The organism is Brevibacillus parabrevis (assembly GCF_003710905.1).
Taxonomy (GTDB): Bacteria; Bacillota; Bacilli; order Brevibacillales; family Brevibacillaceae; genus Brevibacillus; species Brevibacillus parabrevis.
Genome location: NZ_RHHV01000012.1, coordinates 358,150 through 374,263, shown reverse-complemented (window position 1 = coordinate 374,263; position 16,114 = coordinate 358,150). Strand labels below are relative to the sequence as shown.

Annotated in this window: 17 protein-coding genes and 1 riboswitch; of the genes, 9 read left to right on the top strand and 8 right to left on the bottom strand. The window is 52.7% G+C overall.

The window, feature by feature from the left end; genetic code table 11:
- Positions 1–131 precede the first annotated feature (131 nt).
- Entirely contained in the window at positions 132–1,364 is a 1,233-nt protein-coding gene (gene ylbJ, locus EDM60_RS17690; protein WP_122965155.1) for a sporulation integral membrane protein YlbJ, read from the top strand.
- Between the two features lie 6 nt (positions 1,365–1,370).
- On the opposite strand, the gene coaD is transcribed toward ylbJ, so the two are convergent.
- Positions 1,371–1,853, bottom strand: coding sequence for a pantetheine-phosphate adenylyltransferase (coaD, locus tag EDM60_RS17685; protein WP_063227686.1), 483 nt, complete (start codon positions 1,851–1,853; stop codon positions 1,371–1,373).
- Positions 1,854–1,933: 80 nt separating this feature from the next.
- Positions 1,934–2,500: a 16S rRNA (guanine(966)-N(2))-methyltransferase RsmD gene (gene rsmD / locus EDM60_RS17680; protein WP_122965154.1), complete on the bottom strand. Its 567-nt coding sequence runs from the start codon at positions 2,498–2,500 to the stop codon at positions 1,934–1,936.
- A gap of 431 nt (positions 2,501–2,931) precedes the next feature.
- Between rsmD and EDM60_RS28730 the strand changes: the two genes are divergently transcribed.
- Both EDM60_RS28730 and ku read left to right on the top strand, forming a co-directional pair.
- On the top strand, positions 2,932–3,075 hold the full coding sequence (locus EDM60_RS28730; RefSeq protein WP_167470328.1) for a hypothetical protein: 144 nt from the start codon (positions 2,932–2,934) through the stop codon (positions 3,073–3,075).
- A 224-nt stretch (positions 3,076–3,299) separates the two neighbouring features.
- Complete coding sequence (gene ku / locus EDM60_RS17670) at positions 3,300–4,253, top strand: non-homologous end joining protein Ku (RefSeq protein WP_122965152.1); 954 nt, start codon at positions 3,300–3,302, stop codon at positions 4,251–4,253.
- 42 nt (positions 4,254–4,295) lie between these two features.
- Here the strand turns inward: ku and EDM60_RS17665 are convergent, their stop codons facing one another.
- Complete coding sequence (locus EDM60_RS17665; protein ID WP_122965151.1) at positions 4,296–5,177, bottom strand: cation diffusion facilitator family transporter; 882 nt, start codon at positions 5,175–5,177, stop codon at positions 4,296–4,298.
- A gap of 250 nt (positions 5,178–5,427) precedes the next feature.
- Positions 5,428–5,539: riboswitch (TPP riboswitch) on the top strand.
- Positions 5,540–5,690: 151 nt separating this feature from the next.
- On the opposite strand from EDM60_RS17665, the gene thiC reads away from it, so the two are divergent.
- Together thiC and EDM60_RS28725 are read left to right on the top strand one after the other, a co-directional pair.
- Positions 5,691–7,442, top strand: coding sequence for a phosphomethylpyrimidine synthase ThiC (gene thiC / locus EDM60_RS17660; protein WP_122965150.1), 1,752 nt, complete (start codon positions 5,691–5,693; stop codon positions 7,440–7,442).
- A gap of 21 nt (positions 7,443–7,463) precedes the next feature.
- A complete protein-coding gene (locus EDM60_RS28725; RefSeq protein WP_167470327.1) occupies positions 7,464–7,634 on the top strand; it encodes a hypothetical protein in 171 nt (56 codons plus the stop codon).
- 68 nt (positions 7,635–7,702) lie between these two features.
- Here EDM60_RS28725 and EDM60_RS17655 read toward each other — a convergent pair whose 3' ends face one another.
- Complete coding sequence (locus EDM60_RS17655) at positions 7,703–8,032, bottom strand: DUF1904 family protein (RefSeq protein ID WP_122965149.1); 330 nt, start codon at positions 8,030–8,032, stop codon at positions 7,703–7,705.
- A 433-nt stretch (positions 8,033–8,465) separates the two neighbouring features.
- Between EDM60_RS17655 and EDM60_RS17650 the strand changes: the two genes are divergently transcribed.
- Positions 8,466–9,413 carry an ATP-dependent DNA ligase gene (locus EDM60_RS17650; RefSeq protein ID WP_122965148.1) on the top strand — a complete coding sequence of 316 codons (948 nt, stop codon included), beginning with the start codon at positions 8,466–8,468 and terminating at the stop codon, positions 9,411–9,413.
- A gap of 18 nt (positions 9,414–9,431) precedes the next feature.
- Here EDM60_RS17650 and EDM60_RS17645 read toward each other — a convergent pair whose 3' ends face one another.
- From EDM60_RS17645 to EDM60_RS17630, 4 genes are read right to left on the bottom strand one after another with little or no spacing between them, the layout of a single operon-like run.
- Positions 9,432–10,790 carry a GerAB/ArcD/ProY family transporter gene (locus tag EDM60_RS17645; RefSeq protein WP_122965147.1) on the bottom strand — a complete coding sequence of 453 codons (1,359 nt, stop codon included), beginning with the start codon at positions 10,788–10,790 and terminating at the stop codon, positions 9,432–9,434.
- A 12-nt stretch (positions 10,791–10,802) separates the two neighbouring features.
- Positions 10,803–11,039, bottom strand: coding sequence for a hypothetical protein (locus tag EDM60_RS17640; protein ID WP_122965146.1), 237 nt, complete (start codon positions 11,037–11,039; stop codon positions 10,803–10,805).
- A complete protein-coding gene (locus tag EDM60_RS17635) occupies positions 11,032–12,198 on the bottom strand; it encodes a Ger(x)C family spore germination protein (RefSeq protein WP_122965145.1) in 1,167 nt (388 codons plus the stop codon). The genes EDM60_RS17640 and EDM60_RS17635 overlap by 8 nt, the downstream gene beginning before the upstream one ends.
- Complete coding sequence (locus tag EDM60_RS17630) at positions 12,195–13,799, bottom strand: spore germination protein (protein ID WP_122965144.1); 1,605 nt, start codon at positions 13,797–13,799, stop codon at positions 12,195–12,197. The genes EDM60_RS17635 and EDM60_RS17630 overlap by 4 nt, the downstream gene beginning before the upstream one ends.
- Before the next feature lie 139 nt (positions 13,800–13,938).
- Between EDM60_RS17630 and ligD the strand changes: the two genes are divergently transcribed.
- The 3 genes from ligD (at position 13,939) to EDM60_RS17615 (ending at position 16,070) form a co-directional block, all read left to right on the top strand.
- Positions 13,939–14,841, top strand: coding sequence for a non-homologous end-joining DNA ligase (gene ligD, locus EDM60_RS17625; RefSeq protein ID WP_122965143.1), 903 nt, complete (start codon positions 13,939–13,941; stop codon positions 14,839–14,841).
- Between the two features lie 73 nt (positions 14,842–14,914).
- Positions 14,915–15,712: a prolipoprotein diacylglyceryl transferase gene (gene lgt, locus EDM60_RS17620; RefSeq protein ID WP_122965142.1), complete on the top strand. Its 798-nt coding sequence runs from the start codon at positions 14,915–14,917 to the stop codon at positions 15,710–15,712.
- Positions 15,713–15,830: 118 nt separating this feature from the next.
- Entirely contained in the window at positions 15,831–16,070 is a 240-nt protein-coding gene (locus tag EDM60_RS17615) for a hypothetical protein (protein WP_122965141.1), read from the top strand.
- Positions 16,071–16,114: the final 44 nt, after the last annotated feature.

Below are 16,114 nucleotides of genomic sequence, written 5' to 3'. Positions count from 1 at the left end.
ACCCCCTGTAAACAGCCTATGTGACCATTCCCTGTTCCTTTCACACTTGAAAGATACAAGCCTCACGCATAGATCATCAGCCTGTCACGTAGACATGTACTATGATCTTTTCGTCGACACAGGAGGATTCCATGTCACGCCACTCACCGTTTTTCACCTTGTTGCTTGCCCTCTCGACAGTCGGGCTCGTCTTGACCCTTGTCATTTACTCGCAAATTTCTTTTGAAGCCGCCGTCCGTGGACTCAAAATCTGGTGGGAGGTCGTATTCCCGTCCACGCTCCCGTTTATCGTCCTCTCGGAAATATTGATGGGACTCGGAGTCGTTCACTTTGTTGGCGTGCTGTTGGAACCGATGATGCGCCCTTTGTTCAATGTTCCGGGAACAGGCGGATTTGTGCTCGCCATGGGCTTTTCATCGGGATATCCGGTGGCAGCCAAGCTGACTACCCGCTTGCGCCAGCAGGGCAATATCTCCAAAGCGGAAGGGGAACGGCTCGTATCTTTTACGACGACGGGAGATCCGCTGTTTGTCATGGGCGCAGTGGCAATCGGCTTTTTCCACAGCGAGCAAATGGGAGTCGTCCTCGCCTTGACCCACTATTTGTCGGCAGTCATCATGGGGCTGATTTACCGTTTCCACGCGCCGTTTGCTGCCATAACCAAGCCTTTGGAAAAAACGAATTTGCCCCTCCCGCTCCGCGCGCTGCAAGCCATGCACCGGGCGCGAATCCGCGACGGTCGGCCGTTTGGCAAACTCATGGGGGATGCCGTGCAGTCAGCGCTCAACACCTTGCTCATGATCGGTGGCTTTATCATCGTGTTCTCTGTGTTGATTCAGTTGTTTCAAGCGATTCACCTGACCCAATTGATCAGTACGTTTCTCGCTATTTTCCTCGGTCCCTTTGGCTTTCCTCCCGCCTTTTCCAAAGCCATCGTCGCCGGGCTGTTCGAAGTCACGTTGGGCGCGCAGGCAGCCAGTGTCGTTCCCGATGCCGTGTCCATGGTCTGGAAAGCTGCGATCGCCAGCGCCATACTGTCCTGGGGCGGACTGAGCGTCCATGCGCAAGTCGCCAGCATTCTAAGCGAAACAGACATCCGGGTAGCGCCTTATTTGATTGCGCGTGCTCTCCACGCTTTATTGGCGGCCATTTTGACCTTTGTTTTCTGGCAGCCGCTGGTCAAAGCGAGCAACTGGTTTTTGGAAAAAAGCGTTCCCGTCTTCGTGCCGACCACTTCCGGAATCCCCGTCACAAGCTGGTGGGAGACGATCGCTTTTTCTGGCACGCTCGCGGCAGGGGTGGCTGTTCTGCTTTTCGGCATCAGCTTGCTCACCCGTTACTTTCGCAGCAGCAAGCCGAGGTAAACTCGGTTACTCGCTGGCCAATTTGCGCTTGAGCGCTTCTTCAATCGCTGGCGGCACCAGATCGGCGACACTCGCCTTGTACCTTGCCACTTCTTTTACGATGCTGGAGCTGAGATACGAATACTGATTGTTGGTCATCATGAAAAAGGTCTCGATCTGATCGTCGAGCTTTTTGTTGATGGAAGCAACCTGCATTTCGTACTCGAAGTCGGACACAGCGCGAAGACCGCGAATGATCACTTTGGCTCCGCGCTTGTTCATGTAATCGATCAGCAAGCCGTCAAAAGAGTCGATCTCCACATTGCTCATGTCCGCTGTCGCCTGACGAAGCATCTCGACGCGCTCCTCTACGCTGAACAGGGAATTTTTTTTGGAGTTGATCAGAACTGCCACGATGACTTTGTCAAACACTTTTGCCCCCCGACTGATAATGTCGAGGTGTCCATATGTAACCGGATCAAAGCTTCCCGAGCAAACGGCAATCGCCATGTTGCCTCCCCCTTTTTTCTGTGAAAAACGTCTCGACGTTTTTCATGAAATGGAATGCGACCGCAAAAAGCGAGGCGTTCCTACGCTTCTTGCTGCGGCTCGTAATAGTACAAAGTGACCGCTGTCTCGCCGTACGTAGCCTCGCGATCTTTGACGCAATCGCCGATGGCAGCGGGAAACGAGTCCTTGCTGTCGTGTTCGGCGACGATCCAGGCACCTGCTGCGAGCAGACCAAGCTGTTGTAGCTGAGTGATTTCTTCCACGATGTTTTGCTTCGCATACGGCGGGTCCAAAAAAACGAGATCAAACGGCTGCTCCCGCTTTGCCAATTGCCGGATGGCTCGATCCGCATCCATGCGGTACATTTCTGCGTATGCATCAAGGCGGCAGGCGCTGACATTTTGCTTGACGACAGAAAACGCTTTGGCATCGCGCTCGACGAAGACAGCTTTGTCCGCTCCCCTGCTTAACGCCTCAATGCCCAAGCTGCCTGTGCCGGCATACAAATCCAATGCCCAGCCCCCATCAAAGTACGGGCCGATCATGTTGAAAATCGATTCTTTCACTTTGTCGGTCGTCGGACGCGTTCCGCTTCCAGGGACGGCCGCAAGTTTTCTACCTCTGTGTTCTCCTGCGATGACGCGCATAATTGTTCACCTGTTCAAAGAAGTTTGTAGAAGATAAATGCCGCCTGTACCAAGGCCGTTCTGCCTTCAGGCTGATATCATACTATCACAACTGCCTACCCCCGTAAAATTGGCAACTGGAAAATTTATGCCGGCTTCAGGTATACGAGACGCAAAGTTTGGAAAACATGATGGATAGCGACGCAACGGTGTCGCTGACAACCGCGGAGAAGACTTACGTTTCCCCATAAGCTCTTCCTCCGGTTTCTCCTCTCCCATAATTGAAAGGCAGTTCACTTAGGCGCGCGGCGTGTCTGATAGGAGCATTCCGTGCCATCGCTCCCTTCGCGGGAGGAGTTGAACAGCTGCCCCATCGTCATTTGACGAGGGGGTATTTTTTTGTTCCCGGCATGCGCATACTACTTGCACATGTTCCAAAAGGGGGAATTGACATGGCAGCAAAACAACCGTCCGAGCAAAAGCTGAAAGCAGCCAAAGCCCAGTCCATCGCGGATCGTACAGGCATTGGCAGCGAAGCGGCACGCGAAATGCAATCGCGGGCGGACCAGTCCGACATCGTCAAACACGGGCAGTAAAATCGGGCAAAAAGAACGCAACCAGCCGTCCCATGCGATCGGCTGGTTTTTTCATGGAATGGAAAGCAAGCTCGTCTGTGTCAATGTTTCCCGCCTGCATTTCCCTCGCGGCTTCGTCTGGCTGCCTACAAACAATAAGCAAAACGGCCGCACCCATCTCATCACTTACCTCGTAGCAGCATCCAGCCCCAGCCTTATGCCACTACCGAATCGGGAGGAATCGTATGCACACCGTCTGGAAAGGATCAATCAGCTTCGGCCTGGTCAACATCCCGGTTCGCATGTTTACGGCGACAGAAGAACGGGATATTCGCTTCCGCCAGCTGCACAAGGAATGCAACACCCCCATCAAATACACGAAAATGTGCCCGCATTGTCAGCGGGAAGTGGACGCCAGCGAGATCGTTCGCGGCTACGAGTATGAAAAAGGCCACTTCGTCATGATCAACGACGAGGACCTGGAGGCGATCACCCCCGAAACCCGCCGAGCTATTGAGATTCTCGATTTTGTGGACTTGTCGGAGATCGATCCGGTTTACTTTGACAAAAGCTACTTTCTGTCTCCTCAGGACACAGGGGAAAAAGCGTACGCCCTGCTTCGCGCCGCGATGGGCCAAACCGGAAAAATCGCGATTGCCCAGGTGACGATGCGCAATCGGCAAAGTCTCGCCGTCATTCGGCTGTATGAGCATTGCATGATGCTGGAAACGATTTTTTATCCCGACGAAGTGCGGCCTGTCAATCAAGTGCCTGCCTTGCCAGAGGCGACCATCCCCTTGGCGGAAAACGAGCTGAAAATGGCAACCGAGCTGATCGGCAATATGACCGTTCCTTTCGATCCAGCCAAATATACGGACGAATACCGCAGCGAGCTGCAAAAAATGATCGAGAAAAAGCTGGAAGGCCAGGAGATTGCCACGGCACCGACCGTCGCCCGGACGAATGTCATCGACCTGATGCAAGCGTTGAAGGAAAGTCTCGCTTCTACCGCAGGCACTTCGCCTAATCCGGTAAAAATCGAGCCTGAGCCTACGCCAGCAGCGGCGAAACCGAAGCCTAGCCGCAAGCGCGCAACTCCCGCAGAGCCGACCGCAGCAGCTCCCAAGCAAATGCCAGCGCAAAGCGAGGCGATGACCACAACCAAAAAGCTGCGTCGCAAAAAAGCGACTCCCGTGTAACGCCATGCAAAAAAACCTGCCCGATACGGACAGGTTTTTTGCTTATTTTTCGACCAGTTGCTGCTCTGGCTCGATATGAATATGAACGGTATTGATTTTGTGCACACGTCTCATGCGTTCTTCGATGTGTTCGGTGATGGTGTGGCTTTCTACCACATTAAGGTGCGGCTCCACATGGATCACGACGTCAACCAGCACGCTGCTGCCGTGGTAACGCGCTTTAATATCGCTAATATCTTTTACTCCGGCGATGGACGAGATCGTCTCTTTCAGTTCCCCCAACTCTTCTACGTCAAAGCCGTCAGTCAAGCGATGGGTCGCTTCCCGGAAAATATCCCACGCTGTTTTCAGGATGATGACTCCGACTACCAACGCAGCCAGCGGGTCAAGCCAGTAAAGCTGGAACTGCGCCCCCGCAACGCCCACAAACGTCCCGATGCTGACGAAGGCGTCCGAGCGATTGTCAGCGGCCGCAGCCAGCAACGCCTGGCTGTTTGTTCGCAAAGCGAGCTGACGGTTGTAGCGGTACACGCCCAGCATGATCGCCGCTGTCGCCAATGCCGTCCAGCCTGCGAGCAAATCCGGTGCCGTCGTTTTTTGATCAAACAGCGAAGGAACCGCTTCCGTCACGACTTGCAAGCCGACAAACAGCATGATGAATGACGCGACCAAGGCCGAAATCGTCTCCGCGCGAAAATGGCCGTACGGGTGATCGTGGTCAGGCGGCTTGCGGGCAATGCGCAGGCCGATCAGGACCGCAATCGATGCCACCACGTCTGTCGAGTTGTTCAAGCCATCTGCCATCAACGCTTCCGATCCCGTCAGCACAGCAACTCCTATTTTTAACGCCGAGCAAAAGATATAGGCAATAATACTGACCCACGCGCCCCGTTCCCCTTGCTTCAGATCCGAATATACATCCACACTCCATCACCTCAAAAATCTCAATCACTCCGTTCGCTCAAAAGACAAGAACGAAGCGTCATAAAGCAGTTTCTTTTTGATCGAATTACATCGTAACAGACGCGATTCGTGTGGGTCTACAGAAACAGTTTTAGTCCGATTCATGAGTATAGAGGGGGGGAAAATGTGTTGCCCTGTGGCAATTTTTGTTGGAAACTTTTTCTTGCCAACGATGGGCGTTCTCCGGTATCCTAATCTTGCAATCACAACCACAAACAAGCACGGGAGCTTGGAAATCACCAGGCTGAGAGGATGGTACTGTGCCATCGACCGTTGAACCTGAACTGGGTAATGCCAGCGGAGGAATGTCCATATGACACGACAAGTGACGTGTATCTTTTTGCAAAATACCCGTTGCTTCTCTACTCTCGCGTCTGGCGTCGCATGCTCCCATGCGGCGTTTTTTCGCGACGGGCCTCTTTCGCCTCCCTACAAGGTTCGCGCTTCGTGCAACCACGCCAAGGAGGTTTTTTCATGTCATCCATTTCATCTTTTCCCGGTAGCCGCAAAGTATACGAGGTCGGCAGTCGCCCTGACATCCGCGTGCCGATGCGCGAAATCACCCTTCAAGCAAGCGAAGGGTTGTTCGGCTCTACCCCCAATCCGCCTTTGCGCGTCTACGACACGAGCGGCGAATACACCGCTGACGGATATGTCGCGGACATCGAAAAAGGCTTGCCGCTAGTGCGCAAAGCGTGGATCGAGGAACGCGGCGATACGGAAAGCTATGTCGGCCGGGAGCCACAACTTGTTGACGACGGAATCAGAAGCAGCGAAAAAGCGGTGACGATGCCAGCTTTTCCGCGCGAAGGCTATCGGCCCAAACGCGCTTTGCCAGGAAAAAATGTCACCCAGCTTCACTACGCCCGCCAGCAGATCATTACGCCAGAGATGGAATACATCGCGATTCGCGAAGGAGTGACCCCCGAATTTGTCAGAGCCGAAGTAGCTGCCGGGCGCGCGATTATTCCGGCCAACATCAATCATCCGGAAGCGGAGCCGATGATTATCGGGCGGAATTTTCACGTCAAAGTCAACGCCAATATCGGCACGTCGGCCGTAAGCTCCTCGATGGAAGAGGAAGTGGAGAAAATGATTTGGTCCGTGCGCTGGGGCGCCGATACGATCATGGATTTGTCGACCGGAAAGCACATTCATACGACCCGTGAATGGATCATCCGCAACAGCCCCGTGCCAATCGGTACCGTGCCGATTTACCAGGCGCTGGAAAAAGTCAATGGCAAAGCGGAAGACCTGACTTGGGAAGTGTATCGGGATACATTGATCGAACAGGCGGAACAAGGAGTCGATTACTTCACCATCCACGCTGGCGTTCTGCTGCGCTACATTCCTTTGACGGCAAAACGCGTTACCGGGATCGTCTCGCGTGGCGGCTCCATTTTGGCGGCTTGGTGTCTCGCCCACCATGAAGAAAACTTTTTGTACACCCACTTTGAAGAAATTTGCCACATTCTCAAAGCGTACGACATCAGCGTCTCGCTTGGAGACGGTCTGCGCCCCGGCTCGATTGCGGATGCCAATGACGAAGCGCAGTTTGCCGAGCTGGAAACACTCGGGGAGCTGACGAAAATCGCCTGGAAGCACGACGTGCAGGTGATGATTGAAGGGCCTGGTCACGTTCCGATGCACCTGATTCGCGAGAACATGGACAAACAACTGGAGATGTGCCACGAAGCTCCTTTTTACACGCTCGGGCCATTGACCACTGATATCGCTCCCGGTTACGACCACATCACCTCTGCGATTGGCGCAGCGATGATCGGCTGGTTCGGGACAGCAATGCTCTGCTACGTGACGCCCAAAGAGCACCTGGGACTGCCGAACAAGGAAGATGTGCGCAACGGCCTGATCGCCTACAAAATCGCCGCTCATGCAGCCGACCTAGCCAAAGGACATCCGCGAGCCAAACAGCGTGACGACGCGCTGTCCAAAGCCCGCTTCGAATTTCGCTGGAACGATCAATTCAACCTGTCTCTCGATCCTGAGCGCGCCCGCGAATATCACGATGAGACACTGCCTGCGGAAGCAGCCAAGTCTGCGCACTTTTGCTCGATGTGCGGCCCGAAATTTTGCAGCATGAAAATCTCGCACGACATCCGTCAGCAAGCGCAGGAGCAGGAACAAAACGAGCCTGCGGCCATCGCGGCAGGCATGCAGGAAAAAGCCCGCGAGTTCCGCGAGCAAGGAAGCCAGTTGTACCAATAAACGCCTGGAGGTGGCAAGCCATTGAATGAAGCCTTGCGTTTGCGCGCTGAAATCGCTCGCCTGGAGGTGGATTTGGAAAGTCTGAGACGCCAACTGTTCCATTTGCAAAAAGAATGCGCGCACGAGTTCGTCGAAACATCGCTGGCGCGCACCTGCTCCAAATGCTTGCAAACAGAAAGCCTCTATTATTAGAGCGCGTATGACATAAAAAAGGTCGGAATCCCTCGTCATGGGATTTCGACCTTTTTTGCCTGCCGGATTCAGCGGGAAGCCTTGACCTGTAGCGGCAACCCTTCCTTATAGTACAGCTCAGGCGACAGCAGGATAAAAAAGAGATGGACGTTCTCGAAGCCTTGCTTCTGCAAGATGCGATTCATCGTGCTGGCAATCTCATCGTGCTTGTTCTGCTCTCGCGGGAACATCATGATTTCCAGAGACAACGGGCTGTTCGTCAACTGCTCGACCAGCAGAAGCTCCAGCTTGACTTTTTCCTCGCTCACTTCAGCGATGCGGGCAAACTCTTCTATAATAAGGGGCGCAACCGATTGCAGCTTTGCTTTTTCAAAACCTTTAAACCGAAGAAATGGCAAGTCAATTCCTTCTTTCCGTAAACATGCGGCTCGCCAGCTTCCAGCAAGCAAGTCCAGGCTGTTCCTCAAAATCATTACCATAGTAATTATAAACTACAGTCTATTTCTAGATCAATGAAAAAAAGGGCTATATCCAAAGAACGACTCTCCCCTTACGCACTGTGGTGGACGTACCATGATTAGGAGGTTTCAAGCCATCCGGCGGATATAGCCCATCCATACTTGTTCATGCTCTCTTCATATGAATGTCGATTCATATGAAATTTTCTCTAGTATACCTTATATTCAATACTTAATCAACTAAGAAGTTTCGTAAAATTCGATCACAACTGCTGTTCAAGACTCTTTGCATAGACCGCAAACAATCGTGGGACTGTACGAATACGAGCGACCGCTCCAGCGGAACTTCAAGCAAAGCAATTACGGAGGCCCTATGCCACTTGAACCGATCACCCCTTTTGAACCGATCCAAACCGAAACGATACCAGCCGGAAGCAACTGGATTGCCCAGGTGAAGTGGGACGGGGTCAGAATGCTCACCTATCACGACGGCAACAAGACACAGCTCATCAATCGCAAAAAGAATGATCGCACGAGGCAATACCCCGAATTTGCCCGGCTCGAACGCTACTGTTCCGCCTCATCTGTCATTCTCGACGGAGAGATGATCGCTTTTGACAGCCAAAAACCGTCTTTCCACGAAATCATGAAAAGAGACAGCCTGCGCAAGGAACTGAGCATCCAGCTCGCCATCGAGCAAACTCCCGTCACCTACATGGTGTTTGACGTCCTGTATTGGAATGGCAACTGGGTAACCGACAAACCGCTCGGCGAGAGACAAGAGATTCTAGCGCAGATCATGCTTCCCGAGCCAAATGTGCAGATCGTACAAAATGTCAGTGACCCGCACAGCTTGTACGATGTGATGAAGCAGCATCACATGGAAGGAATCGTCTGCAAAGACTTGACGAGCACCTACCTCCCGAGCGGAAAAGATGCGCGTTGGCAAAAACTCAAGATTTTTCACGATCTGTATGCCGCAATCGGCGGTGTCACGCTGCGCGATGGCGTCGTGAATGCCGTCCTGCTTGGCTTGTTTGACGACGCCGGAAGACTTGTGTACATCGGTCATGCAGGCACCGGGAAGCTGACCCAGCGCGATTGGCGCGACCTGACCGAACGAATCAAACCGCTGCGCCTAGACAGCATGCCTTTTGCCAATCAACCGGAACGAAAAAAAGACACTCTCTGGCTGAAACCGGAGCTGATCGCCAAAGTCCAGTTCATGGAATGGACCTCCGGATTGACGATGCGCCAGCCGAGTATTCAGGCGTTTGTCGATGGCAGTTTGGCTGACTGTACGTGGAAGCAAATCAATTGATCGCCGACTCCCCGCCTGCTACTGCCGAAAGTTTCCTTGTTGTTTGGGACGGCCCAGCCTTTGTTTCCCGTGATTAAGGGCCTGCATTTCTCCGTAACTGGCAAGGAGCGCAATGACCATGAAAATAATGTAGGCGATCGCGGTGGCAATTCCGGCTGCGGGAGATTTGTCGCTGAGCATGTCTCCAAGCAAGATCGTCAAAATACAGCCTGCGAAGCTGATCGCTCCTCCCCACACCATCATGCGGTAAAACCGATGCAGCTTCGTTCCTCTGGGGATCAAGGTCTGGCCTTCCTCCCGCTTTTTCCTGCGGGCGACGATAAACAAAAACAGAAGCAGCGGCACCTGAAACAAGATGACGATAAAAGGAAAGCTGTAGCTGATAAACTGGTCGATATCAGCGACCTTCGGAAAAGCAAGCAAGGTTGACACAACCAGAAAACAGCCGCACGGCGCATTGTACGTATTGTAATGCAGCTGTCCGCCAAACGATCCAACCCCTACGAGAAAAGCCAAATACGCGACGATTACTTTAATGCTGAACGCCGGGAACCACAGGCTGAACAAAATCATTTCCACCCGGTCAAGAAAATCGGTCAGATGAATTTGCTGGACGAGAATATAGATCGGAAAATTAAGCCTGCTCGCGATGACGTATCCCATCACTCCAAGCAAAATCAAGATCATGATCGTCGTCGTGAAGCACACAATCATGATCCCGTGCTTCATCGCCGCAAACAGAAGCCTTGGCTCGCTGCTGGCGTGCAAGAACGCCCCGAATAGCAATATATCCCCATAGACGCCGAGCGGGAGCAGATTGCTCACTGCAATCCGTTCGAAAGTCGTACTGAGGATCGGTTCCAGCCGCTCGATGCTGTACTCGTTCATTAAAAGAAAGTACAGCATCAGGCACATGATAAAGTAGGCGGGAAAGTAAATCTCGTTTACCCGCGCTGCCACCTCCAGACTCGTCTTGCCGTAATACATCAACAGCAAAACGAACACGAGCAGAATGATTTCCAAAGGCGTCTGCGGCAGCAGGGAGACGTGCAAAAAGTCCGCGGCGCCTTTTATATCGAGAGCGAGAATGATCCAAATGTAAAAGAGGATCAACAGATTGATGAAACCACCGATCCATTTGCCGCAGATGATGAACACTATCTCAAACAAATTTTTGCCGGGGTAGGCGCGCACCAGCTCCGACAAGACATACGCTACCAACAAAGCGTAGCAGGCTGGGAGAATTTGCGAGAACCATGCATCCATTTTGGCGACCTGCACGACTGTCCGCAAAAAGCTGATCATCATCCCTGTCATCAACAAACTGCCGACCAACCAGGCAATTTGCCGGTGATTGACGACTTGCTTATGTATCATACTCTCCCTCCTCTACAACATATGTTCGATCCATGTTTTCACCTGAGGCGTGAAGATGTTCAGAAAAAATCCGGTCGAGAGCATTTTGTCGTGCTGATATTGCACAGCGTATATCCCGATGACGGAAAGCGCGTAGATGGAGTAGATGACGATTTGCTGTTTTCTCTCCATATGCTTGCGCTTCAGTATAAAATCCCAAAAGGAAAAAACTAGCATCAGCCCAAACAAAAGCAGGAATAGTCTATTCACGTCCGCCTTCTTCCTTCGTTATGTTTTTGGTCGTTTGCCCAACGTCTTGCACGACGACTTTGCTGTGAATTTGGAACGTTATGTCCGGCAGGTGATCATTCCAGTTTTTTCGATACGTATCCCGCCATTCTTTCGGGAACTGTCTGGCTAAAATGATCCCGAGTCCGATCGTGTCCGTCCGATACTTTTGCATCAAATTCAGCGTGTCCTTGACGCTGACCTCGACTTCTTTTTTGAGCTTGTTCTCGATTAAGGCAATATTTTTTTTCTGATCCAGATCAAGACTCGTCATGTTTTCAACCACGACACTCGTCGCAAAAACCGTAATATCGTAATGAATGCGCCCTTTTTTAATGACAGGCTTCAAGTCCGCTTTCCCTTTGGAAAAGTAGACCGTCAGCCGCTCTTTGTCATTCAGGGAAACGACCACCGAAAAAGGGGTGAACGTTCGCTGGAACCAGCGAAGACCTTTGATCGCCTGAGATTTTGCCATATAAACAAGCTTGTCCCCGCGAAACAAGCCAATCCCCATAAACTCCACTTCTTTTGACTTGCCCTTCGGATGAGAATCAACAGCATCAATGATGGGCAGAAAGGCATCGACCCCCGGTGTCGTCAGCATCTGGGCTACATCCTTGAGCGATACGGCAATCGCCTCCATCTTGACCAGTTCACGCATCGCCTCTCCCGAAAAGCGCTCAAACTGCGGCTGGGCGTTCAACAGCTCAATCCCTTTTCCTTTGGTCATGACCAAATAGGCCGTTAAACGATTCTCGGGAAATCGCGCTACGATATCCAATACGTCGCTCATTCCCTCCTTGGCGAGCTGTTCTCCGATGACAATCATGCGATGGTGGGAGTAGTACAGTTGACGCGACATCCGCGACTGAATAATATTGTTCGCTTCCCGGATCGTCTTGCCCACAGCGGAATCAACATAGTAAGACTTGTCACCGCTCGTCCCGCCGCCTCCCCCCGACGTCGAGCCGAGACTGCTGACAAGCGGCACCTGGACGGACAAGCGGTATTGCCCGTTTGGCTCCTTGTCCATAGCCATCGCAATCACGAGTGCCATGTCGTTGACTTCACGCCGATCCCAGCAGCCTGCCACAGGCAAGAGGCATAAAAGCAACACGACTATCGGAGTAAGACGTCTCACGCTTTTCCCTCCCCGTCAGATTTCCCGCCGCTCGTAGTCCCTGCCTGCCCTCCTCTTTGCTGGACTTTATTGGAAAAACCCGCGTTCATCTTTCGCGCATTTTGGATTCCTAGAAAGCTGGGGCGTTTTTCCATGAATGACCAGGGCACTCGTACCAGGACGTCTTTCATGTCTCCAATCGACATAGGCGCAAGCGGAGACAAATAAGGCACTCCAAACGAACGCAGGTTGGCCATATGACCCAAAATCAGCAAGACACCCACCAAAATCCCGTAGATGCCGAGAATCGAGGCTGCGATCATCAGCGGAAACCGAAGCATGCGCAGCGAAATCGCTACATTGAAATGCGGAATCGTAAAAGACGCGATCCCCGTAAGCGAAACGACAATCACCATCGGCGCCGAAACAATCCCCGCCTGTACGGCAGCTTGCCCAACTACCAGCGCGCCCAAAATACTCACGGCCTGCCCGACCGTTTTCGGGAGGCGAATCCCCGCTTCGCGCAATGCTTCGAAAGCGATCTCCATGATGAGCGCCTCGACAATCGCCGGAAAAGGAATCGCTTCGCGCGCAGCGGCTACGCTAAGCAAGAGCGTGGTCGGCAGCATTTGCTGGTGGTAGGTCGTAATCGCCACGTACAAGGCAGGAGTCACGAGCGCAATCACCATAAACAAATAGCGCAGCCAGCGAAGCAGCGTCGTCATCTGGAAGCGCTCGAAGTAATCCTCGCTCGCTTGCAGCATCATCCAGAACGTAGCCGGGGCGAGCAAGACCATCGGCGTGCCGTCCACAAAAATCGCGACCCGTCCCTCCAGCAGCGAAGCCGCTACCGTATCCGGCCGCTCCGAGTACATCAGCTGCGGAAAAGGCGAGTACACGTTGTCCTGGATCAGCTCCTCGATATAGCCACTCTCCAAAACCGCATCTATGTCGATATTGCTGATTCGCCGGGAAACTTCATCCACGACTTGCGGGTCTGCGATTCCTTCCAAAAAAGCCACCACGATGTTCGTGTTTGTCTCGCGGCCCACTACCAACGATTTCATTTTCAATCTGGGCGTGCGCAACTTGCGGCGAAGCATCGACGTATTTGTGCGGATGTTTTCAATAAAGCCCTCGCGAGGTCCACGGACGACCGCTTCCCCCTCCGGCTCGTTGACCGATCGCTTTTCTGCCCCGCGGATGCCGAGCGTGAGCGCTTCCACATTTCCATCGACCAAAATTCCTGTATCTCCAGACAGTACCGCCTGCAAAAGCTCTTTGTAGTCGCTGACCCTGTCAATTTGTGAAACAGGCAGTAGCCGTTCCTCGATAACGCGAATATCCTCATCCCCGTCTTCGAGCACCATCAGAGATTGCAGCGCCTGGTTCACTTCTTTGGTGTCAATCAGTCCGTCAACAAAGATCGCTGCCGCGCGCTCGCTGTTCCTTTGCCGGAACTCCCGTATGACAAAGTCCGAGCAGTCGGAAAAAAGCTTTTCCAGCACTTCGATGTTGTCGTCAAGGCTTGGAAAAAGCGGAATGCCTTCCAGCTCAAGCAAGCTGCAAGTGTCAATCGTCTCCAACAATTCTTTTGTCTTGCTCTTTTTCTTGAACTCCATCTCATCACCAGCCACTGGAAAGCTAACCGTATTATGGGTGATTTGCTGGAAAGATATGCAGTGCGCCTGCTGCTTGCATAGCCGATCGACCATCAGGAGAAAGTAGGAGCACATCTGCCGTCCAAAGGAAGGTGCCGCCGTGGCTTATGCAACCAAAGAATACGAGCTGACCATCGCCGAACGTACAATCAGCATCAGCAACCCTGAAAAACCGCTCTGGCCGGAAGCAAACGTGACCAAGCTCGATTACTTGCGTTACTTGCTGACCGTTGCTCCCTACATGCTCCGCTACGCCCATGATCGGCTGCTCACCGTGATCCGCTACCCGCACGGGATTCACGCCAAGCATTTTTATCAAAAAAACATCCCGGACTATGCGCCTGACTGGATCAAGACTCATACGTGGGAAAACGTTCGCTATGTGTTGTGCAACGATGAAGCCACGCTGCTCTGGATGGCGAATCAGGCCGCTTTGGAGTGGCATGTTTCCTTTCACCTGGCTGCCGACGAAACACCGACAGAGCTGGTGTTTGATCTCGATCCATCCACAGACGACTTCTCGGTGGTGATTGAGTCAGCTCTTCTATTAAAAGAACTGCTCGATGAGCTGAAGCTGCCCGCTTACGTCAAGACGTCCGGTGCAAGCGGCCTGCAAGTGTACGTTCCGATTGAACGCCGCTATGCGTTTGAACAAACGAGACAGGTCGGGCACTTTATCGCTTCCTATCTCGTCAGCAAGCATCCCGCTTTTTTGACTATCGAGCGCATGGTCAAAAACCGCGGCACCAAGCTGTACATCGACTACCTCCAGCATTGGCGGGGCAAGACACTTCCTGCGCCTTATTCCACACGGGCAAAAAAACTTGCGACCGTCTCTGCTCCGCTGCGCTGGGAAGAGCTGCCGCAGGCTCATCCCTCCGCTTACACCGTGCACACCGTCCCGGAGCGGCTACGCGAGCTGGGGGATCTCTTTTCCGCCGTCTCCCAACCGGACAAGCCAGCATCCCTCGATCCCATCCTTGACTTTTTGCACGCTCGCTAGTCTTCTAGTTGGAATCATGCCGCCCAGATGTGCTATACTGTGCACAGACGTTTTCAGGCAAGGAGGCATTTTCATGATTGATCCGATCGCAATATCGCTCGGACCCCTTAAAATTCACTGGTATGGCATTATTATGGGATTGGCTTTCTTTCTCGGGACATACCTCGCGAGGCACAATTCCAAACGTTCCGGCATCGATCCTGACCACGTCCTGAACATGGTCGTTCTGATCATCCCGGCAGCGATTGTGTGCGCCCGTCTGTATTATGTTGTATTTGAGTGGGCGCAGTACAAAGACAACCTGATGGATATTTTCGCCGTCTGGAAAGGCGGACTCGCCATCCATGGCGGGCTGATCGGGGGAGTTCTGGCGGGGACGTACTACATTCGCAAGCACAATCTGCCCTTCCTTCGCCTGGCTGATATTTTCATGCCCAGTGTCATTCTGGGGCAAGCTATCGGCCGCTGGGGAAATTTCATCAACCAGGAAGCACACGGAGAGACGGTCTCTGCTGAGTTCATGGCGAAATTTCCGGCATTTATCCGCGATCAGATGTTTATCGGCGGACAGTATTATCACCCGACCTTTTTGTATGAATCGCTGTGGAATCTTGTCGTCTTCGGCATTTTGATGCTGCTGCTCTACCGTTTGAAAAAATTCGATGGTCAAGTGCTGTTCAGCTACATGATCCTTTATTCAATCGGACGCTTCTTCATTGAAGGAATGCGCACAGACAGCCTGCTGATTGCCGACACGCTCCGGGTCGCCCAGCTGGTCAGTCTGAGCCTGATCGCTCTCGGCGCCATCCTGATGCTGGTCTTCGCTCGCAAAAGCAAGCAGTCCAGACCTTCTCAAAATTCAATGGAATAGCAATCAAACCAATTGCAAAAACCACTCTCGCCTCGCTGGCAGAGTGGTTTTTTTTCGTCTCCCTCGTCTGAATTGTCGCAATGCAGGAAATAACTAGGAGAACAGGAGGGGTTTTCAGATGGATGACAATCTATTGGAAGAGTATTTGGATCGGCCCGTCCGCATCCATTTTTCACCTGACAAGGTTGGACCCGGGCTTGCCTCGTATGTGGACGGAAAGCTGTACGATTACAGCGTGAACGGCATCTTGATCGAGGAACGGGACGGCTCGCTCGACTACATCCCTTTTTCGGCTGTGCGGCTCGTGCAAATCAAGCCGAAAGCCAGCTTGTGGGAGCGGTTGACCGGGGCTGGATAAGCAAAAAGACACCTCGCTACGAAATGGCATCGTAGGAAAGGTGT